At 52.0% G+C, this 20,165-nt stretch carries 18 protein-coding genes; 5 read left to right on the plus strand and 13 right to left on the minus strand.

Going from position 1 to position 20,165, the window contains the following annotated elements; translation table 11 throughout:
• Nucleotides 1-100 precede the first annotated feature (100 nt).
• Complete coding sequence (locus AT746_RS10570; RefSeq protein ID WP_062480099.1) at nucleotides 101-1,648, plus strand: glutamate synthase-related protein; 1,548 nt, start codon at nucleotides 101-103, stop codon at nucleotides 1,646-1,648.
• On the opposite strand, the gene AT746_RS10575 is transcribed toward AT746_RS10570, so the two are convergent.
• Nucleotides 1,640-2,506 carry a carboxylate/amino acid/amine transporter gene (locus AT746_RS10575; RefSeq protein ID WP_062480101.1) on the minus strand — a complete coding sequence of 289 codons (867 nt, stop codon included), beginning with the start codon at nucleotides 2,504-2,506 and terminating at the stop codon, nucleotides 1,640-1,642. The genes AT746_RS10570 and AT746_RS10575 overlap by 9 nt on opposite strands.
• Nucleotides 2,506-3,894 (minus strand): amidohydrolase family protein, encoded by a 1,389-nt coding sequence (locus AT746_RS10580; protein ID WP_231730916.1) that lies wholly within the window; start codon nucleotides 3,892-3,894, stop codon nucleotides 2,506-2,508. The genes AT746_RS10575 and AT746_RS10580 overlap by 1 nt, the downstream gene beginning before the upstream one ends.
• A gap of 199 nt (nucleotides 3,895-4,093) precedes the next feature.
• On the opposite strand from AT746_RS10580, the gene AT746_RS10585 reads away from it, so the two are divergent.
• The gene (locus AT746_RS10585; protein ID WP_062480103.1) at nucleotides 4,094-5,443 is read left to right on the plus strand and encodes a DEAD/DEAH box helicase; all 1,350 of its coding nucleotides are present in this window, start codon (nucleotides 4,094-4,096) and stop codon (nucleotides 5,441-5,443) included.
• A 14-nt stretch (nucleotides 5,444-5,457) separates the two neighbouring features.
• On the opposite strand, the gene AT746_RS10590 is transcribed toward AT746_RS10585, so the two are convergent.
• Together AT746_RS10590 and AT746_RS10595 are read right to left on the minus strand one after the other, a co-directional pair.
• Entirely contained in the window at nucleotides 5,458-6,057 is a 600-nt protein-coding gene (locus AT746_RS10590) for a YqaA family protein (RefSeq protein WP_062480105.1), read from the minus strand.
• 22 nt (nucleotides 6,058-6,079) lie between these two features.
• On the minus strand, nucleotides 6,080-7,099 hold the full coding sequence (locus AT746_RS10595) for a 2-dehydropantoate 2-reductase (protein ID WP_156413674.1): 1,020 nt from the start codon (nucleotides 7,097-7,099) through the stop codon (nucleotides 6,080-6,082).
• A 253-nt stretch (nucleotides 7,100-7,352) separates the two neighbouring features.
• Here AT746_RS10595 and ushA point away from each other — a divergent pair, with 253 nt between their 5' ends.
• Both ushA and AT746_RS10605 read left to right on the plus strand, forming a co-directional pair.
• Nucleotides 7,353-8,984 (plus strand): bifunctional UDP-sugar hydrolase/5'-nucleotidase UshA, encoded by a 1,632-nt coding sequence (ushA, locus tag AT746_RS10600; RefSeq protein WP_062480109.1) that lies wholly within the window; start codon nucleotides 7,353-7,355, stop codon nucleotides 8,982-8,984.
• 107 nt (nucleotides 8,985-9,091) lie between these two features.
• Nucleotides 9,092-10,120, plus strand: a complete 1,029-nt coding sequence (locus tag AT746_RS10605) for a patatin-like phospholipase family protein (protein ID WP_062480111.1) — start codon at nucleotides 9,092-9,094, stop codon at nucleotides 10,118-10,120.
• Nucleotides 10,121-10,159: 39 nt separating this feature from the next.
• Here AT746_RS10605 and AT746_RS10610 read toward each other — a convergent pair whose 3' ends face one another.
• Complete coding sequence (locus AT746_RS10610) at nucleotides 10,160-10,723, minus strand: PhnA domain-containing protein (RefSeq protein ID WP_062480113.1); 564 nt, start codon at nucleotides 10,721-10,723, stop codon at nucleotides 10,160-10,162.
• 156 nt (nucleotides 10,724-10,879) lie between these two features.
• Here AT746_RS10610 and AT746_RS10615 point away from each other — a divergent pair, with 156 nt between their 5' ends.
• Nucleotides 10,880-11,464 carry a nucleoside deaminase gene (locus AT746_RS10615; RefSeq protein WP_062480115.1) on the plus strand — a complete coding sequence of 195 codons (585 nt, stop codon included), beginning with the start codon at nucleotides 10,880-10,882 and terminating at the stop codon, nucleotides 11,462-11,464.
• A gap of 283 nt (nucleotides 11,465-11,747) precedes the next feature.
• Here AT746_RS10615 and ahpF read toward each other — a convergent pair whose 3' ends face one another.
• The 8 genes from ahpF to AT746_RS10655 all read right to left on the minus strand — a co-directional run bounded on the left by ahpF (nucleotide 11,748) and on the right by AT746_RS10655 (nucleotide 20,141).
• Nucleotides 11,748-13,325, minus strand: coding sequence for an alkyl hydroperoxide reductase subunit F (ahpF, locus tag AT746_RS10620; protein ID WP_062480117.1), 1,578 nt, complete (start codon nucleotides 13,323-13,325; stop codon nucleotides 11,748-11,750).
• Between the two features lie 147 nt (nucleotides 13,326-13,472).
• Entirely contained in the window at nucleotides 13,473-14,042 is a 570-nt protein-coding gene (ahpC, locus tag AT746_RS10625) for an alkyl hydroperoxide reductase subunit C (RefSeq protein ID WP_062480119.1), read from the minus strand.
• Between the two features lie 412 nt (nucleotides 14,043-14,454).
• Nucleotides 14,455-15,069, minus strand: coding sequence for a glutathione S-transferase family protein (locus tag AT746_RS10630; RefSeq protein ID WP_062480122.1), 615 nt, complete (start codon nucleotides 15,067-15,069; stop codon nucleotides 14,455-14,457).
• Nucleotides 15,066-15,515, minus strand: a complete 450-nt coding sequence (locus AT746_RS10635; RefSeq protein ID WP_062480124.1) for a hypothetical protein — start codon at nucleotides 15,513-15,515, stop codon at nucleotides 15,066-15,068. Before AT746_RS10635 ends, AT746_RS10630 begins: the two co-directional genes overlap by 4 nt.
• A 69-nt stretch (nucleotides 15,516-15,584) precedes the next feature.
• Entirely contained in the window at nucleotides 15,585-16,910 is a 1,326-nt protein-coding gene (locus AT746_RS10640; RefSeq protein WP_062480126.1) for a sugar MFS transporter, read from the minus strand.
• Nucleotide 16,911: 1 nt separating this feature from the next.
• On the minus strand, nucleotides 16,912-18,078 hold the full coding sequence (gene nagA, locus AT746_RS10645; RefSeq protein ID WP_062480128.1) for an N-acetylglucosamine-6-phosphate deacetylase: 1,167 nt from the start codon (nucleotides 18,076-18,078) through the stop codon (nucleotides 16,912-16,914).
• Between the two features lie 2 nt (nucleotides 18,079-18,080).
• Nucleotides 18,081-18,992: an ROK family protein gene (locus tag AT746_RS10650; protein WP_062480130.1), complete on the minus strand. Its 912-nt coding sequence runs from the start codon at nucleotides 18,990-18,992 to the stop codon at nucleotides 18,081-18,083.
• A 3-nt stretch (nucleotides 18,993-18,995) separates the two neighbouring features.
• Nucleotides 18,996-20,141 carry an SIS domain-containing protein gene (locus AT746_RS10655; protein WP_062480132.1) on the minus strand — a complete coding sequence of 382 codons (1,146 nt, stop codon included), beginning with the start codon at nucleotides 20,139-20,141 and terminating at the stop codon, nucleotides 18,996-18,998.
• Nucleotides 20,142-20,165: the final 24 nt, after the last annotated feature.

The raw sequence follows: 20,165 nt of genomic DNA on the forward strand, positions 1-20,165 counted from the left end.
CAACGCAGGCTCTTTTTTTATTATCTCCGTGTCAGGCATCAGGCTGCACATCAGCAAATAATCGCTATGCTTAAGGTTTTACTTTCTCTGGAGCAGTGCGATGAGCCACCCCATTATTGCAGACAACAAGCCGGTCAAAACAGAACTGAAAAAAGGCGAAGAATACTATTTCTGTGCATGTGGCCGCTCTTCTGATCAACCCTTCTGTGACGGCTCTCACGCGGGTACCGGGTTTAAGCCAAAGTCATTTGTGGCAGAGAAAGATGACGAGGCTTATCTGTGCCAGTGCAAACACACCGCCAACCCGCCTTTTTGTGATGGTACCCACAAGAACTTTAGTCAGGACAATGTGGGTAAGGAGGGTCCCGGTGTTAAACAGCAGGATAATAAACAACCCAGCGCCAAAGCCACCGAAGAAGAACCGACGGTAGAGTTGATTCATCAGCTGGCCCGGGAAGGTCTCAGTAAAATGGGCCATCATGGTCCTATGACGGCAATGGGCGTCCCCCGCAATCAGTTGCCTCACTGGGATGATATCCAGATTATGGTGGCGCAGATGGCTACCAAGCCACTGATGGAAGACGCAAAAGTCGAAACTGAGCTGGTGATCGGCCCGCAGGCGCAAAGGCCCCTAAGCCTGAAAATCCCGTTGCTGGTATCTGATATGAGTTTTGGTGCCCTTTCTGAAGAAGCCAAAATTGCCATGGCCCGCGGTGCTGAGATGGCCGGTACCGGCATCTGCTCAGGCGAAGGCGGCATGCTGGCCGAGGAACAGGCGGAAAATTCACGCTATTTTTATGAACTGGCCAGCGCCGGGTTTGGTTATCAGGAATCGCTGTTAAAACAGGTTCAGTGTTTTCATTTTAAGGGTGGTCAGGGTGCTAAAACCGGCACCGGCGGCCACCTGCCCGGTAATAAAAACACCGGCAAGATATCCAGTGTGCGCGGCATCCCTGAAGGTGAGCCTGCCATTTCACCACCCACTTTTAAGGACCTTAGCAGCCCTAAAGACTTTAAACGCTTTGCCGATCGGGTCAGAGAGATCACCGGCGGTATTCCGGTGGGCTTTAAGCTCAGCGCCAATCATATTGAAAGAGATATTCAGTTTGCCCTGGATGCCAGTGCCGACTACATCATCCTTGATGGCCGTGGCGGTGCTACAGGCGCCGCCCCGACACTTTTTCGCGATCATATCAGTGTACCGACTTTGCCCGCGCTGGCCCGAGCCCGCCACTATCTGGATCGTCAGGGTGCCAGTGGCAGGGTGACGCTGATCATCACCGGTGGCTTAAGGGTACCTGCCGATTTTGTCAAAGCCCTGGCGCTGGGCGCGGATGGCGTCGCCATCGCCAACAGTGCCATGCAGTCTATCGGTTGTGTAGCGGCGAGAATATGCAATACCAACAACTGCCCTGCTGGTATCGCCACCCAAAAGGCGGATTTACGTCAGCGTCTCGATGTGGAGAAGTCAGCCCGTCAACTGAAGAACTTCTTCGAAGCCTCCACTGAACTGATGCAGGTGATGGCCCGGGCCTGTGGCCATGATGCACTGAGTAAATTTAACCAGAACGATCTGGCCACCTGGAAAAGAGATATGGCGCTGTTAACCGGTATCCGCTACGCTGGCTTACTCGATCCGCTACCCTGAGCGTTGCTGGCGGAGCATGGAATGGCGCTCATTGTACCAGAGCGCCAGCAGGATAATGGCACCGCCAAGCGTCAGGCGTAACACATCTGCATCCCGGTTCCAGATCAGCAGGTTAACCAGGATCCCGGCCGGGATCAGCAGGTTATTCATCACCGCCAGGCTGCCGACATTCACCAGCGTTGCCCCTTTGTTCCAGCCAAAGTAACCCAGACCTGAAGCAATCAGTCCCAGATAAATCAGAATCCCCCATTGCAGATTAGTCGATGGCAGCGAGCTGTTGTCGCCAAATAAGGCAAAACAGAGGCTGGCCACCACCAGCGCACCGATAAAGAACCATCCAAATACCTGGTGCTGATTAAGTCCTGCATTCCCGGCCATCAGCCGTTTGTACAATACCTGCCCGGATGCAAAACACAGATTAGCGCCCTGCACGATAAAAAAGCCGCTGATAAAACCGCTGCTGATGCCGTCATAGCGGATAGCCACAGCTCCGGCAATGGCAAGCAGTGCGGCGATAAAAAAACGGGGATTAAAACGCCTTTCCAGCGCGTCGTTAAGCAGTGTGATATACAGCGGCGTCATTACCGTAAACAACAGTACTTCGGGCACCGTCAGATACAAAAAACTATGGTAGTAGAAGCTGTACATCAGGCCCAGTTGGATAGCGCCGATGGCCATCAGTCGCAGCGCCAGCGAAAAGCGTAAATTACGCAGGCGCAAAAAGGGCAAAAACACACAGGTTGCCAGTGCCACACGAACCAGCACAGAAAACCAGGCATCCACCTGCCCGGCCAGATAAACACCAATCAGACTGAAAGAAAAGGCCCAGAGCAATGTGGTGGCAAGCAGATAACCCATTAATTGCCCCGGGTACTGCTGGCGTATGTTTCCGCTTTATCCAATAATTCCTGCAAGTCATTCTGATTAAAATAGTGCCCCTGCGCCACAACCCCGGAAATTCTGCGTGTATGGCGGATATCTTCGAGTGGATTTTGCTTAAGAAGTACGATATCCGCTACTTTCCCCACATCAAGGGAGCCATAATCAGCCTGCCGATTGAGAAACGCCGGGCCACTCAATATGGCACTTTGTATCGCTTGTAGCGGACTCAGGCCCGATTCAACGTAGATCTGCAGCTCCTGGTGTAAGGACAATCCGGGATAAATATAGGAATTGAGAAATCCCGCATCGGTGCCGGCGATGATCCGTACACCGCTTTGTTGTAACCAGGGAAGCAAGGATGCCGATACCTGAAACTGCTGCTTACGGGCACGGATCGCCTCAGCATCATCTTTACCTGCCCGCTCAACCCGCCACTCATAGGTGTCAATCAGTCCCTGTCCAAGGTATTGCAGAAATTGATCCTGCAGATGATCCTCCTCATCCAGATAGGCAATAACCTGGCTGCCTATCATAGTGGGAACAACAGCCGTATCATTCTTTGCCAGCACTTTGTATTTGCTCAACGCCGTTTGTTTATCCACATGACGCGTAATGACCGGCAACGCCGATCTGTAACTCAGCTCACCGCTGGCCACCCGTTCAGAGATTTCTTCTTCATTCTTTGCTGCAGCCTTAAGCAGGTAACTCATATGTTCAATAGCATCCAGGCCGGCATCAGATACATCCGTTACCGAGAGTTCAAACGGAATATGCCCGGAAATATTATACCCCCGTTTTTTCACCTCTTTCACCGCCAGCAAGTACAATTCTGACGTCATCGCACTATCAGTAATTTTGACGTAATCCACCTGCATCGCATCCAGTTTATCGATTGCTGCATGCATCTCAGCGACGGTTTCAACTTCCAGATCACCCGGCCAGATCGAATCTTTACCTTCGAGCTTTGGACCCGAAGTGAAAATAGTCGGTCCGATAAGTTTTCCGGCCGCCACCTGTGACCGCCAGGTCAGCACCGCATCGCTGAGATCCGCCGCAGCATCTCGTACAGCGGTTACACCATGAGCCAGATATAGCCCCAGTAGCGCTTTGTTATCCTCAATCAGTGTCTCACCGCCACCAAAATGCACATGCATATCCCAAAAGCCCGGTGTCACATATAATCCTTGCCCGTCAATAGTCTCGGTGGCCTGGTATTCACCGGCCTTTAACACTCCCCGGCCGACAATTCGTCCTTGGTCAATTGCCAGCGACTGGTTTCGATAAACCTGCCCACTTTTCACATCTATCAGGTTGGTATCCCGGATCAGTAAATCTATTCTGACAGCAGGGCATTGGTTGAGCACCCCGCTAGTATTGCAAGGATCAGTAGAACAAGCCCATATCGATTTGGTTTCAAACTGTCACTCCAATCATCATCTCTGGTATCGCATGATCGCGACGAATAAAAATAGCGCCCAAGATTACCCCCGGCAGTTGCGGTTTACTAGCCGATATTCCACTAACAACGTATACTTGCGACAAATAATTTATCCGGATTTTCTTTTGCTGTTTACCGACCTGCCCATTGACCAGCGTCTGCTGCACACACTCGAACAAAAGGGTTTTAGCCAGGCCACTGATATTCAGGCCCAGGCCCTGCCGCACGGCCTGCTGGGCAAAGATTTAATCGCCTCATCCAAAACCGGCTCGGGCAAAACCCTGGCTTACCTGATTCCGGCCATTAACCGGGTGCTAAAAACCAAAGCGCTGAGTAAAAAGGATCCCCGGGTGCTGATCCTGGCACCAACCCGGGAATTGGCCAAACAAGTGTATTTACAACTCAGGGCTCTGCTCGAAGGCACGCAAAACAAAGCGGTGCTGATTCTTGGCGGGGAAAACTTTAATGATCAGGTCAAAGCCCTGCGCCGTTATCCGCAATTTGTAGTGGGCACTGCCGGGCGTATTGCCGATCACCTTACTGATAAGTCGCTGTTTCTTGAAGGGCTGGAGATGCTGATTCTGGATGAGGCGGACCGTATGCTGGATCTGGGTTTTGCCAGCCAGTTAAAGCAAATCGATGCAGCAGCCAGTCACCGGAAACGTCAGAGCATGATGTTTTCGGCGACCCTGGACAATGCCGAGCTACATTATCTGACCTCGGCCCTGCTTAAGGACCCAAGGCGCATCAGTATCGGCAGCGCCGGCGAACAACATCTGGATATCGCTCAGCGTTTTGTGCTTGCCGATCATATTGAACACAAAGAAGCGTTGCTCAAAAATCTTCTTGAGCAAAAAGACTATCAGCAGGTGATTCTGTTTACCGCCACCCGCGAAGATACCGAGCGCCTGGCCCGGCTGGTCAGTGAATGGGGGCTAAGCAGCGTGGCGCTGTCAGGAGATTTAAACCAGTCTCAGCGCAGCAATATTATGAATGCCTTTGGTCGTGGCCAGCACCAGATACTGGTCACCACAGATGTGGCCTCCAGGGGGCTGGATCTGCTCAAGGTATCACTGGTGATCAATTTTGATCTGCCCAAGCAGGCCGAAGAATATGTGCACCGGATCGGTCGCACCGGCCGGGCCGGTAATCAGGGTTATGCTATCTCACTGGTGGGGCCAAAAGACTGGCAAAGTTTTGTCGCTATCAAAGGGTTGCTGGAGCAGGATATCGAGTTCACCATTTTAGAGGGGCTGGAAGGTAAATTTAAAGGCTTCAGGAAAAACCGTTCCAACAAACCCGGCGGAACAAGCCAGACTGACAACTCTCCTGCAGAGCAACGGGCCGTTAAGCCAAAAACCAAACGGGTTAATACCATGGCCGGAGAAGAAGTGGGCGATCGGGTGCTGGCACGTAAGAAACCACGGCCGCCTGCGGCACCTGATCCCGATGACGATGAGGAAGAAACCGGATAACAGCTGCAGTTCTGTTACAGGAAATACACTAAAAAACCCACCACAAATATCAACAGTACTGACACTCCCACAGCTCTGGCATGCTTTTTCCAGAGCTCTGCGGCGGTATCACCAAACAGCAATACCAGTGCCGCCAGGCCATAGTAACGTATGCCTCTGGATAAACCCGATGCCAGCATAAACAGCAAAAGCGGATATCCGGTAGCCCCGGCGCCGAGCATGGCAAACTGAAAAGGCACCGGTGTAATGCCCACCATAAAGATGGCGATAAACCCCTCTTCATCCAGGCTGTTCATATATTGTTCGAACGCCTCAGCCCCTCCGGTAACGCCAATCAGCCACTGGCCAATGGAATCAAACAGACTGACACCAACCCAATACCCTGCCATGGCACCAGTCAGACAGCCAAGTAGTGCCACTGTACTGATCAGCCAGATACGCTGACGCTCAAGCATCATATAGGGGATCAGAATCAGCTCCAGCGGAACTGGGATAAGGGTCGCTTCAAAGGCGGAGAGAAAAAATAACATAACCAGGGCATAAGGACTTTGGCGTAACTTATCGACCCAGTAATCTGCCGCCCGTTTACCGGTGAATTTGGATGCTGCTTTCAAAAAACGTCCTGCTATTTAATTATCACAATGGCCCTGTGGTTACCCGTCTGAGCAATTCATCGGCCTGCATACCCGGTTGCCGGATCCCCTGCTCTACTTCCCGGATAAGCTGGTGTATCACCTGATTAGCGGCACAGCCCAGGCCCAGACTGAGCGCCTCTTCGACCACTGCGCCATTTAAAAAGGCGATTTCGGTTTTTCGTTTAAGGTGCAAATCCCACCACATGGAAGTGCGCACTTTGGGATCAATTGCCAGCATAGTATTGGCCAGACGCTCAAAAAGCCAGTCCGGCAAACGTAACACCGAAGGGATCCAGGCGGCTGGCAGGGCGGTCAGTTTTGGTAAACGCAACCCTTTGGCCTTCGCCACTCCCAGCAACTCATCCATCAATAAGGCCAGCACCTTTCGGTATGCCCGTTGCCTGAGCATGGATTTTACCGGAATATCCGCCAGTGCGTTGACCGCATTACCCAGGTTAAGTTGCAGTTTTGCCCATTGCAGTTCGGTCATGGCATTGCTGTATTCCATCCTCAACAGCGGCGTTCTCAGGGTGTTGACCAAAGTGGGAACCGGATCATCGGCATGCAGGCGCTCCAGGGTCAGGCAGCCCTCGGAACCACAATGCAGGGTGGCATCGGTTTCTTCTGTCACATTAAACCCGACGACGGCCCGGTGCACAGGATTATCAGGATAAGCTTCCTGCACCAGAGACTCGGCCCCCAGGCCATTCTGGCAACAGAAAATCCGCGTATCTGCCTTAATTAATGGCGCCATATCCCTGATCGCCTGCTCAATGGCAATGCACTTTACTGTCAGCCACAGGATATCGCCCTTTGGCGCTTCACGAAGACGTTCTGCGCTCAGTAGCTCTGGTGTAACCGGCCCCGACTGATTACCCTGATAATCGGTCAGCCGGATACCCTGTTGCCATTTATCCAGCACCGTGGCACGGCCTATTAAACAGACCTTTTGTCCATTCGCTGCTATTGCGGCGCCAAGGTAACCACCAATAAGGCCGGCCCCAAAAACCAGATGCTGCATAGAAAACTCCTCAGAGTTGATGTTATTGCGGGTCATTGTCATCAGACTATCGGCGTAACCTTTGCAAACAGTACAACCTCAGACAAATTGTAGACCCTAAGGCACTGGAAAATTGCAGAGTTTATACCCGCTGTGATCACCCACAACACGCTCATGCCTGCTGCAATGGCATTCCCGGACCAAAAAAGACAGGATTTTACTAAAAACCCTGAGTTAGAATGTCAGACTAAATCTGACAACAGGAACTGTCTATATGTTTGATTTTCGCCCTTATTTCAGGGCTTCTGTTACGAGCCTGCTGATCATTCTGTTGGCCGGCTGCGCGATTGCGCCTCAATCACCATTACAGCCGGTATCCGTCACTATATTACATACTAATGATCACCATGGCCGTTTCTGGCGCAATGAAGCAGGCGAATACGGCATGGCAGCCCGCAAAACGCTGATTGATCGCATCCGCAAAGAAGTAGAAGCAGAAAATGGCATTTTGCTGCTACTCTCCGGTGGCGACATCAACACCGGGGTACCGGAGTCTGACCTACAACAGGCCGAGCCGGATTTTAAAGGCATGAAACTGCTGGGCTATGACGCCATGGCATTGGGCAACCACGAGTTTGACAACCCCCTTGCGGTGCTCGATAAACAGCATCAATGGGCGGGCTTTCCCCTGCTCTCTGCCAATATTTATGACAAGCAGACAGGCAAGCGCCGCTATCAGCCTTATCAAATGTTTGAGCGCCAGGGCCTGCGCATCGCCGTTATTGGCCTGACCACAGAGGATACGGCCAAAATCGGTAACCCGGAATACATCAGTAAGCTGGAATTTCGCAATGCGGCAACAGAAGCCCGCAACCTGATCACCGAGATAGAGCAAACTGAAAAGCCCGATATGCTGATTGCCGTTACTCATATGGGCCACTACGACGACGCTAAGTCCGGCATCAATGCCCCCGGGGATGTAAGCCTGGCCAGAGCCCTGCAGCCCGATAGCCTGGATATGATTATCGGTGGCCATTCCCAGGAGCCGGTATGCATGGAAAAAGAAAACCAAAACCGAAACGACTATGTACCCGGTCAGCCCTGCATGCCGGATCATCAGAACGGTACCTGGATTATGCAGGCTCATGAGTGGGGAAAATATGTGGGTCGGGCAGATTTTACCTACCAGAATGGCGAGCTGGAGTTGCAGCAATATCAGCTGATACCCGTTAATCTGAGAAGCCAGCCCGCTGCGATGCCCAGACTGCAGGAAGACCAGCAAATGCTCTCTCTGCTGCGCCCCTTTCAGCAGGTTGGTGAGAAAAAACTCGGGATAAAAATTGCCGTTCTGAATGGCAGGCTCGAAGGGGATCGTAACCAGGTCAGATTCAGACAAACCAACCTCGGCAGACTGATTGCAGCGGCGCAAATGCAGCGGGCCGATGCCGATTTCGGTCTGATCAGTGGTGGTGGCATTCGCGACTCGATTGAACCGGGCCAGATCACCTATAAAGATGTGCTTAGAGTGCAACCCTTTGGCAATACCTTAGGGTATGTACAGATGCGCGGTGATGAGGTGCTTGACTATCTTGGTCATGTTGCCACCAAGCCAACGGATTCAGGTGCCTACGCCCAGTTTTATAATCTTTCCCTGCGTCTGAAGAATGGCAAGGTAGAGGCTGTCAGAATTGGCGGTGAGCCGCTGCAACCCGATCGCCAGTATCGTTTTTCATTGGCGGGTTTTTATGCCTCCGGCGGCGATGGCTACCCCAGACTCCTTGATCACCCAGGCTATGTAGACACCGGCTTTGTGGATGCAGAAGTGCTAAGGGCATATTTAGAACAGCACAGCCCGATCAATGCCGCAGACTTTGCGCCAGCAGGTGAAATCGAGGTGGTGAATTAGACCAGCAGGAAAAATCCGTTTTTAGCAGTTTCCTGCTGGTGATTCTTAACAACCTGGTCTAGCGTTATAAACAAATTATCTGTCCGCAAACCAGCAAGGAATTCGCTATGCCAGCCCAGTTTCGCAATCTCGTGTTTGAAGGTGGCGGTGTCAAAGGTATCGCCTATGTCGGGGCCATGCAGGCCCTTGAGCAGCGCCAGCAATTAAAGACTGTCCGTCGTGTGGGTGGCACCAGTGCCGGTGCCATCAATGCGCTGATTTTTGCGCTGGGCTTTGATATTCCGCGCCAGTTACAGATTCTGCGCTCCACCGACTTCGCCGCCTTTATGGATGACTCTTTTGGCGTCATTCGTGATATTCGCCGGCTGGCCAAAGATTTCGGCTGGCACAAGGGCGACTATTTTTCAAAGTGGCTGGGTTCTTTGGTAGAAGAAAAGCTCGGCAGCGAATCTGCCACCTTCCGGGATCTTAAGAACGCCGGTCTGTGTGATCTCTATGTGACCGGCACTAACCTCTCCACCGGTTATGGCGAAGTGTTTTCCTTTGAGCGCCATGCCGATATGCCGCTGGTGCAGGCGATTCGTATCAGCATGTCGATACCCCTGTTCTTTGCCGCGGTACGTCTGGGCCAGTTTGAGGATGTGTATGTGGATGGCGGGGTTATGCGTAACTACCCGATTAAGCTGTTCGACCGAGAAAAATACATTGATGTGCAGGAGCCACAGGCGATTCGCCAGACCGAATATTATAATCAGGAAAACGCCCGCTTTCTGCTCCACCAGCCTGGACGCAGCCCTTATGTTTATAACCGTCAGACCCTGGGTTTAAGGCTGGACACGGCAGAAGAAATCGCTCTGTATCGCTACAATGAAACCCCACAAAGTAAACCCATAAAAAACTTTACTGACTATGCCAAAGCGCTGCTTTCAGCCATGCTGCTGGTACAGGAAAATCAGCATCTGCACGGTGATGACTGGCAACGCACCGTGTATATCAACACCCTGGATGTAAAAACCACGGATTTTGAATTATCCGATGAAAAGAAGGATGCCCTGCTCGAGCAAGGCATTAAAGGCACAGAACAGTACTTACAGTGGTTTGAAGATCTCGCCAATCAGCCGGTTAACCGGATTTAAAAATTTCCGGCTGTGATCATAGGCGCTTATCCATCCACATCAGGATTTCTTCAGATAGTCTGCGATCAGCACAATGCGCACGCCATTGACCTTGCCCTCAACGTGCCTGGGGTTATCGGTAAGGCTGATGCCGCGCACTGCGGTACCGCGTTTGGCGGTAAAGCCGGCACCTTTTACATCCAGGTCCTTGATCAGAGTAACATTGTCACCCGTGCTTAAGACCGTGCCATTACTATCCATTGTTGGCTGCCGGTCGGAGTCATCACCGGCCTGAGCCCAGGCCAGAGTATCAGGCTCCAGATACAGCATATCGAGCAGATCCTGTGCCCAGATCTCAGCTGATAAACGCTTAAGCATACGCCAGGCAACCACCTGTACCGCTGGCACCTGTGACCACATGCTGTCATTCAGACAACGCCAGTGATTAGGTTCGACCTCTGTTTCACCCTCAAACTGTTCACGGCAGCTGGAGCACAACAACACATGATTATCCGGCCCTGGCTGTTCAGCAGGAGGCACCGCAACCGGTACCAGCCCATCCGGCGAGTTGCATAACTCGCAGCTATCCCCTGCCCGTTCACTCAGGGCCTGTTGTAAAGACATGGTATTTTTCGCTTCTTGTGTAAAACGCGCATTATAACGTTAAATGCTGCTAACAGGGTCAAAATGCGTTTGAAAAAGCAGCACTTAAACGACAATTTTTCTATTAGGGGTTTGCTTAAGGTACTATCGCCGTATACAGATTTCTGAGGACTAAGTATGTGTGCATCACAACAAACGCCGCAATTACAGGTAGAGATCAGCCTGCCTGAATGGATCCACGAAATCACCGACTGGCAGAAATCCTATGCCGGTGATGAAGAGAAAATGGCGCTGGCGATTAAACTGGCCGACGAAAACGTCAAACGCAACACCGGCGGGCCCTTCGGTTCAGCCATTTTTGATATGGACAGCGGTAAGCTCTTGGGTGTGGGCGTCAATCAGGTAGTGGCGCAGAATAATTCCACCCTGCACGGTGAAGTCACCGCCATTATGCTCAGCCAGAAGCGCATTGCCAATTTCACCCTTGGCGCAGACGGTGCCAGACGAGAGCTATTTACCTCCTGTGAACCCTGCGCCATGTGTATGGGTGCTACTCTGTGGAGCGGCGTTAAGCGCCTGGTGTGCGCCGCCACAGGTGAAGATGCCCGCGCCATCGGCTTTGATGAAGGCCCGGTTTTCGAGCAATCCTATGATTACCTGCAACAAGCCGGCCTCGAAGTAAAGCGCCAGGTACTGCGTGAAGAAGGTAAACAAGTATTGCAGGATTATCTGCAAAGTGGCGGTGAGATTTATAATGGGTGAGGTAGTGGGAGTGCTGAGTGCTGAGTGCTGAGTGCTGAGTGCTGAGTGCTGAGTGCAAGTTTAAGCCCCGTGATCCCGTGATCCCGTGATGATATGCTCCTTGCAACAGCTTAATCAGCAACCTCAGCGGTAGCCTGGATGCAGCGAAGCGGAATCCGGGAGCAAATCAGCACTTTTGTCTCATCTGTCCGGATAAATCCCGACCTACAATAAAAAAGCCCGGGAATTCCCGGGCCAAAAGTGCCTCGTTGGTCAAGGCGTTACGCTGTTTGCAGTTGCTGGATCAGGCGGCCTCGCTTTCCTGCTCTGGCGCTGAGGAGCGCATCAGGTAGTCAAAGGCGCCCAGCGCGGCAGTGGCACCGCTGCCCATGGCAATAATAATCTGCTTGAAGGGCACTTCAGTGGCATCCCCTGCAGCAAATACCCCTTTGATATTAGTTTCACCGTTAGGTTTGGTAATGATCTCGCCACGGGAGGTCATCGCCACACCGCTGTCTTTAAGCCATTCGGTATTGGGCACCAGACCGATCTGCACAAAGATCCCGGCCAGTTCCACCTGTTTGGATTCACCACTTTTACGATCGGTGTAAGTGAGACCAGTAACCTTTTTGCCATCGCCATTAACTTCAGTGGTCTGGGCATCGGTAATAATTTCGATATTAGGCATTGAGCGGGCCTTGCGCTGCAGTACGTCATCTGCTCGCAGCTTGCTGTCAAATTCCAGCACAGTAACCTGTTCGACAATATTAGCCAGATCAATAGCCGCTTCGATACCAGAGTTCCCGCCACCTATTACCGCAACCTTCTTACCTTTGTACAAAGGCCCGTCACAGTGCGGGCAATAGGCCACACCGGCTCCACGATACTCACGTTCACCGGGCACATTCATTTCGCGCCAGCGGGCACCGGTGGCCAGCACGATACTTTTTGATCTCAGTACCGCACCGTTTTCCAGGGTAATCTCGAGCATATTGCCTTCGCGCAGGCTGGTTACCCGCTGATTGTTCATAATATCCACATCGTAGTCACGCACATGCTCTTCGAGACTGGCCACCAGTTTCGGGCCTTCTGTGGCTTTAACCGAGATAAAGTTTTCAATCCCTACAGTGTCAGCTACCTGGCCGCCGAAACGGTCGGTTACCAGGCCGGTGCGGATGCCTTTTCGGGCCGAGTATATGGCCGATGACGCCCCTGCCGGACCGGCACCGATGATCAGCATATCGAAATCATCTTTTTGATTTAACGCCTCAGCCTGTTTTTCAGCCGCGCCGTCATCCACTTTATTCAGGATCTTTTCCAGGGTGATAGCACCCTGAGAGAATGGCTTGCCATTTAAGAATACCGAGGGCACCGCCATCACATCACGCTCGCTGACTTCATCCTGAAATAACGAGCCATCAATCATCACGTTGGTGATATTGGGATTCACTGCCGCCATCACATTCAGCGCCTGCACCACGCCCGGGCAGGTCTGGCAACTGAGTGACACATAGGTTTCAAAACGGTATTCACCGGGCAGAGTTTTGATCTGCTCAAGGATTTCGGCTTCCTGCTTAATCGGATGACCGCCAGTGTGCAACAGCGCCAGTACCAGTGAGGTAAATTCGTGACCCATGGGCAAGCCGGAGAAAATAATATTACTGCCCGTGTCGGGGCTGCTTACCTTCATACTGGGAATACGCAGCTCACTATCATTGCTTTGCTTAATACTGACCAGTTCAGAGAGCTCACTGATATCAGTCGCCAGGCTCAGTAGTTCCTGAGACTTTTTACTCTGGTCTGCGGCAACCGTCAGTTCAACGGGCCGTTTCAGATTGGCCAGATAAGTTTTTAAATCGCTTTTTACTTTGTTGTCTAACATGGTGACCTCAGACGAAATGTATTTTCTACAGGCAACACAAAACCAGGGCCGGGCGCACCGGCCTTGATTTTACGTGTGTTTATTGAGGATCTGCTGACAAGCGTCTGACCAAAGTCTGGTCGCAGATCCAATCAGAGTCTTGCGGGTTTAGATCTTGCCGACCAGGTCCAGTGATGGAGACAGGGTTTCTTCACCCGGCTGCCATTTAGCCGGGCAGACTTCGCCGTCGTGGCTGGCTACATACTGTGCCGCCTGCACTTTACGGAACAACTCGGCAGCACTGCGGCCAATACCCAGATCATGAACTTCAGCCACTTTGATTTCCCCTTCCGGGTTAATCACAAAAGTACCACGCAGGGCCAGCCCTTCTTCTTCGATCATCACACCGAAATTGCGTGAAATACGGCCTGTGGGGTCGCCGATCATAGGAAACTTGATCTTGCTGATGGTATCAGACGTATCGTGCCAGGCTTTATGGGTAAAGTGAGTATCGGTAGATACAGAATAAACCTCTACGCCCATTTCCTTGAGTCTGTCATAGTAATCGGCCAGGTCGCCCAGCTCAGTCGGACAAACGAAAGTAAAGTCAGCAGGGTAAAACATCACCACAGCCCATTTGCCCAGAACGTCTTTTTCAGACAGCTCTACAAATTCGCCATTGTGATACGCAGTAGCATTGAAGGGCTGGATCTTGGTATTGATTAAAGATTGTGTCATGTGTCGTTTCTCCTTGGTTTGAATAGGTTTGCCTTTAAGACGGGGAGAAGTGTAGACAATCTGAGTGAATCTTTATAATTGATTGGTGAGATTGTTGTGATTTGAAAATACGATTAGCCATCAGAGACTTTGGAGATGGTAAATTTACCGCAGAGAACGCGGAGATATTGAAGCCCCTATCTATCCTCTGTGCTCTCTGTGCCTCTGTCACCCGCATTCCGCTGCGCTTCATACGGGCTACGCAGATTAAGATTTTGCTGGCTCTGCGAGTTCTTATGCCTTTATTCTTTTGATCTCGCTGAGGCGCAAAGACGCGGAGATTTTGAAGCCCTTTCTATCCTCTGCGCCCTCTGCGACTCCGCGGTGAAATATTTCTTTTCGCGCTTTTCATGAGGTTGGTGTTCTGTTTTTCTCACAACGTCCCGGAAACGCTGGATCTGGCGCTGACCGCCTTATGCCAGCGTTTAAGATGGGTCTGCTCTTCGTCAATACGGATTTTCACCACCCGGGCAAAATCAATGGCACAAAGAGCGGTAATATCGGCAATGGAAAAACTCTCACCGGCGATAAACTCACTATCTGCCAGACGTCTATCCAGTATTTTCATAAAGGCCATGGCATTTTTACCGGCCTCTTCGCCAAATTCCGGCACCGGTTTCATGCGGTCTTTAAAATAGCCACTGGTATGCTGAAAACAGAATCCCACCTGCATAAACAGGCCAAACTCCGTCTGGCGTTGCCACATCTCAGTCTGGGCCTGCTCCAGCGCCGAGGTCCCCATTAAGGGTGGCTCAGGGTGAAGCAACTCAAAGTAGCGGCAGATTGCCACCGATTCACTGATGCAGGTACCGTCATCCAGCTCCAGAATCGGTACTTTCGCCATGGGGTTTTTAGCGCGCATTTCATCACTAAGGTTCTCGCCTGCCGCCAGATCCACCTGCACATAGTCCATGGGGATCTGCTTTTCAGCCAGAAATATACGTACCCGGCGTGGAGTCGGGGCGGTTTTGGTGTCGTAGATTTTCATGCTTTACCCTTATTGAAGGCTCTGGACTCATGCTGTTGCAACACATCCACCAGAGTGTGAGGCTGATCTGTTCCCAGGCGAATTTTTCGCCCGTCTTTAAGATGCAGCTCAACGGCTGTCAGTCCGGATACGTTATACAGCCAGCCTGATGGGGTCAGGCGTATGCCTAAGCCGTACCACCATTTATTAGTAACCGGCCCGGCACTGTGAAGTTGCTCCAGTGGCAGGGACTTTTTCCAGAAGCCGGGGCCAAAGAACCAGCGCAACTGCTTGTCATCTACCTCAATGGTCAAAGAAGAAAACAGCCAGGCCAGTATCAGCAAGGGTACAAGCACGATAGCCGTCGCCAGGTGACTGACGGTCAAAGCATAGATCGCCAGGCACCCGGTAACCGGCAAGAGGATCCATAAAAGGGTTTTTGCAGGTTGTGTATGTTGGTAATGCATGGCTTTGCCCTGTGAATCATCCAGCCATCACTATAGGCAATATTGCCAGTATAAAAAAGTGACAAAGGGTCACCAGTTCCTGATCTTATGGCCCTTAAAAGCATAAAACAGAATATAGGCATAACAGGGCAGCAGCATCAGATAGGCAAACTGGCTACCCATAAATTCATGAGCCAGATAACCATAGGCCAGTGGCAATATTGCGCCACCGGCAATACCCATAATTAACAGCGCCGAGCCTGTACTGGTCAGCTTGCCTAATCCATCCAGCGCCAGCGGCCAGATGGTCGGCCATACCAGCGCATTGGCAAGCCCCAGTAAAGCCAGATAAAACACCGTATCCGGCACCTGTGGCACGCCAAGCCACACCAGTGCCCAGGTTGAAAGACTGGCTGAGTCGCTGTCAGCAAACACCACCCCAAGGCTGAACAATATCCCCACTATGGCGGATAACTGCAATCCCCGCTGTTGGCTGATAAAACGCGGAATCGCCACCACACCGAGCAAATACCCCAACATCATAAAGGCCATGGTATAGGAGGTCAGCGCCCCGAAATGAGCAACACCAAGCTGCTGGCCATAGAGGCCGATGGTATCGCCTGCAATCACTTCCACACCCACATAGAAAAACAATGCCACCACGCCTAAAACCAGTTGCGGGTATTGCAGCACTTCACGGCGACTGACGGGTTCTCCGGTGCCGGTTAACTCCTTACCCGGCTCGGGTAAAGGTGAGAAATGAACCAGCAGGGTCAGTAACACCAGCATACCCGCCATCCACAGATAAGGCGTGATCAGCCGGAGTGACAGCTCGTTCAGCTTAAGTTCCCGGGCCTGTTCACTCAGTCCGGCCAGCGCACTCTCGGTATAACTGTCCATGCCGGTCAGGATCACCGCAGTAAAGAGAATGGGCACAATAAAGCCGGCGCCTTTATTTAACAGTCCCATAATACAGATACGCATGGCAGCGCTTTCTTTTGGCCCCAACAGCACCAGATAAGGGTTAGAGGCGGTCTGTAAAATAGTTAAGCCGGTGCCAAGTACAAATAAGGCCAGCAAAAACAGCGCATAATGGCTACTTAGCGCCGCAGGAATAAACAGCAGCGCGCCCACAACCATAATACCCAGGCCCGCTACCATGCCGTTCTTATAGCCTATTTTATCCAGCACCCACGACATCGGCAGCGCCATCACCACATAGGCAATATAAAACACAAAGGTCACCAGCAGAGCCTGAAACTCGTTAAGTTCGCAGACTATTTTCAAAAAAGGGATCAGTGAGCCATTCAGCCAGGTCACAAAACCAAACAGAAAAAACAATACTGAAATAATCACCATCGGCAGCCAGGTGGAACTGGCCTGCTGCTGACGCAGGGCCCGGGCAGTTTGATTCATACTATCGACTCCATTGTTGCGGCGCATGCCCGCTTGACTGGCCCTTTATCCAGGCCTGAATAACTTCTGAACTGTGATTCAGAAGCAGCATATCGGCCTGCATTCCCGGCGCCAGGGTGCCAAGCCGGTTTTCAACACCAAGAAAAGCTGCTGGGGTAAAACTTGCCATTTTTACCGCTTCGGCCAGTGAATAGCCCAGTTTTTGCACCGCATAGCGCACGGCGCCAGCCATATCCAGTACAGAGCCTGCCAATGAGCCGCCCGGTGCGATGAGTTTATCGCCCTCTCGTTGTACTTCTGAGCCAAAAAACGCAAAGCGCGATTGGTCCGTACCCACCGGCGGCATGGCGTCCGTTACCAGCATAATTCGCTCGGTACCTTTGGCTCGTATCGCCGCTTTAGCCGATATCGGATGCAGATGATGGCTATCAAGGATAAGCCCCGCATAACTTTTCTCATCGGCCAGAGCACAGCCGACCATACCAGGTTCGCGGGATGTGAGGGCCGACATACCATTGTATAGATGAGTAAATCCAGACGCGCCGGCCTCCAGCGCCTGAGATACCTGCAAGGCACTTGCATTGGAATGGCCCAGGCACACTTTTAAGCCAGCGCTGACCAGCTCTTTAATCTGCTCGGTACTGACCACTTCCGGGGCCACAGTGACAACCCTGACGCCTAGGTCCTTTCTGGCCAGAGTTGCCATTTCACGATCACTGAGTGGGCGCAGCAAATCCGGAGAATGCACTCCCCGCTTTGCCACTGACATATGCGGCCCCTCAAAATGGATCCCCAGAATGCCTGCTTGTTCGTCGGCCAGAGCCCGGGCCACCGCATCGGCGGCGCGCTGCATCACATCCGCGCTGTCGGTGATCAGGGTTGGCAACATCGCAGTGGTACCAAATTGATGGTGTGCCTGAAAGATCCTGGCGATGCCCTCTGTATCAGGTTGCTGGTTAAACAACACACCACCACCACCATTGACCTGCACATCGATAAAGCCAGGCACCAGAACACCAGGACCGGCTTCAACAACAGACAAAGCGGGATTAGCTTTGTCACCTATGGCAACAATTCGCTCTTGCCTGATATGCAAATAAACATGGGTTGCTATGGTTTCGCCAAGCAGGGCCTGCTGGGCGTATAACTGATATTCCTGCTGTTGCATGCTTATATCCCTTGCTCCTGAGCGCCGATCAGAGCAGCCCCGCGTACACCGCTGGCCGCACCGAGCTCTGCCTTTTCAATCCTGGGCACTACCGCTGCCGGAAACAGATGTTTGCCAATCCACGGACTCAGGCCGCCACTGATTACATCAATATCTGAAATGCCACCGCCGAGCACGATCATATCCGGATCGTAGGCTAGTACCTGATTAGCCATTACCGCGCCGAGGGCATCCATATAACAGTTAAATGCTTCGATAGCCTGATGGTCACCATGTTGGTAGGCATCGAGCCATTGATAGGTATCAGCCTGCTGATGACTGAAATGCTGATAGATCCTTGCCAGACCGGTGCCGGATATATAGGTCTCGGCACAGCCTTTAAGGCCACAACCACAGTCATATAAGGGCAAGTCATACTTTTGCATAACCCGGGCGGATATGCCCTGATGACCAAACTCGCCGGCCAGATCGTTAGCACAATCATAAAGCCTGCCGTCAATACACAGCCCGCCACCTGCACCGGTGCCCAGAATGGCACCGAATACCCGATGATATCCCCTGCCCGCACCCAGTCTTGCCTCAGACAAAGTGAAACAACGACAGTCATTAGCCATAGCGACCGGCCGCTGCAATGCCTTGGCCAGATCGCCACAAATCTTATGACCATTCAGACAAGCTACATTACTGGACAGCACCTTTCCATCGGCTGACTGGATTCCCGGCATGCCAATACCGATACTGCCCTGACTGGCGCTGAAATCGTCGGCCCTGGAAATCTGGGCGCAGATTTGCTCAATAAAGGCGGCATAATCCTGTGTTGGTGTGGCTACGCGCCAACGGTTTAGCAGTGTAAAATCATGGTCAAATATGGCCATTTCCATTTTCGTGCCGCCGATATCCAGACCGTAATGCATGGCCTATCTCCCGCCTTCGTATGGATACAGCGTCACCCCCTGCACCACCCTGTTCACCTCCCCTGACGGACAGGGATTATCGGCACTGATACCTAAATAAAGTGCCTTGTAGAAGGCCAGGCACTGACAATAGAGAATGTAGGGAAAAGCCAGCCAGATATCCGCCAAACCACCTTGCTCAAGCTGTTTTTGGCTAAAGGGACTGCTGATATACATGGCTTTGTCATCAGAGCGCAATTCGTCCAACAGATCCTGGTCATAGGCGCCGGTATAAGAATGACCGGACTTCAGCAACAGGATCTGGGTCTGTTCATCCACCATGGACTTGGGCCCGTGGCGAAAACCAAGTGGACTTTCATAACAGCTTACCAGCCTGCCGGCGGTCAGTTCCAGACACTTCAGTGCCGCTTCTCTGGCAATCCCCAACAGCGGGCCTGAGCCAAGGAAAACCAGCCGCTTACAGTCCTGTTGCGCCAGCGCCTTGATCTCTGACAGGGAATCAGCCAGCAGGCTCTTACTCTGCTCAATCATTGCGGAAAACTGATCGCTATCTGCAGCGAAAATCAGCAATGTTGCGAGCATCATGCTGGTAAAACTACTTGTCATGGCAAAGCTCTTATCATGAGCCTGCTCAGGCATCAGAAACAACTGGTAACAGGGGTTACTCTGGCAGGCCCGGGCCAGCGCGCCCTCGGGATTGCAGCTAATCACCAGATGCCAGCACTGGCCGATCACCTGATCAGCCAGGGCAACGGCAGCACGGCTTTCAGGACTATTACCAGAACGACCATAGGAGATCATCAGAGTCGGTACATCAGCACGAAGATATTGCCCGGGGTTACTGAGAATATCCGTGGTACTGATAGCTTCTATCACCTGCCCCGGAGCAAGTCCAAGAACATCGGTTAAATGAGGCCTGAGGGCTTCACCGATATAAGCCGACGTACCGGCACCGGTCATAATAATACGCAGTGCAGGTGTTCCCATAATCGGCTGCAACCACTGCTGCAAACAGGATTGCTGCGACTGATACTGGTCCAGCAATTGTGACCAGATTGTCGGTTGCTGGGCGATTTCTCTGGCGGTCCAGTAAGCCCCCTGTTTCTCCAGGGTGGCGCTGTCAATGCCTAAAAACTCTTGTTGCGACATTAAATCTGACTTCCTCTGATAAAC

The organism is Lacimicrobium alkaliphilum (assembly GCF_001466725.1).
Classification (GTDB): Bacteria; Pseudomonadota; Gammaproteobacteria; order Enterobacterales; family Alteromonadaceae; genus Lacimicrobium; species Lacimicrobium alkaliphilum_B.

Excerpts from the sequence above, each read along its gene's own strand:
- AT746_RS10570 (WP_062480099.1), top strand. The coding sequence starts at position 101 with ATGAGCCACCCCATTATTGCAGACAACAAGCCGGTCAAAACAGAACTG.
- AT746_RS10575 (WP_062480101.1), bottom strand. The coding sequence starts at position 2,506 with ATGGGTTATCTGCTTGCCACCACATTGCTCTGGGCCTTTTCTTTCAGT.
- AT746_RS10595 (WP_156413674.1), bottom strand. The coding sequence starts at position 7,099 with ATGCAGCATCTGGTTTTTGGGGCCGGCCTTATTGGTGGTTACCTTGGC.
- ushA (WP_062480109.1), top strand. The coding sequence starts at position 7,353 with ATGTTTGATTTTCGCCCTTATTTCAGGGCTTCTGTTACGAGCCTGCTG.
- AT746_RS10605 (WP_062480111.1), top strand. The coding sequence starts at position 9,092 with ATGCCAGCCCAGTTTCGCAATCTCGTGTTTGAAGGTGGCGGTGTCAAA.
- AT746_RS10610 (WP_062480113.1), bottom strand. The coding sequence starts at position 10,723 with ATGTCTTTACAACAGGCCCTGAGTGAACGGGCAGGGGATAGCTGCGAG.
- AT746_RS10615 (WP_062480115.1), top strand. The coding sequence starts at position 10,880 with ATGTGTGCATCACAACAAACGCCGCAATTACAGGTAGAGATCAGCCTG.
- ahpF (WP_062480117.1), bottom strand. The coding sequence starts at position 13,325 with ATGTTAGACAACAAAGTAAAAAGCGATTTAAAAACTTATCTGGCCAAT.
- ahpC (WP_062480119.1), bottom strand. The coding sequence starts at position 14,042 with ATGACACAATCTTTAATCAATACCAAGATCCAGCCCTTCAATGCTACT.
- AT746_RS10630 (WP_062480122.1), bottom strand. The coding sequence starts at position 15,069 with ATGAAAATCTACGACACCAAAACCGCCCCGACTCCACGCCGGGTACGT.
- AT746_RS10635 (WP_062480124.1), bottom strand. The coding sequence starts at position 15,515 with ATGCATTACCAACATACACAACCTGCAAAAACCCTTTTATGGATCCTC.
- AT746_RS10640 (WP_062480126.1), bottom strand. The coding sequence starts at position 16,910 with ATGAATCAAACTGCCCGGGCCCTGCGTCAGCAGCAGGCCAGTTCCACC.
- nagA (WP_062480128.1), bottom strand. The coding sequence starts at position 18,078 with ATGCAACAGCAGGAATATCAGTTATACGCCCAGCAGGCCCTGCTTGGC.
- AT746_RS10650 (WP_062480130.1), bottom strand. The coding sequence starts at position 18,992 with ATGCATTACGGTCTGGATATCGGCGGCACGAAAATGGAAATGGCCATA.
- AT746_RS10655 (WP_062480132.1), bottom strand. The coding sequence starts at position 20,141 with ATGTCGCAACAAGAGTTTTTAGGCATTGACAGCGCCACCCTGGAGAAA.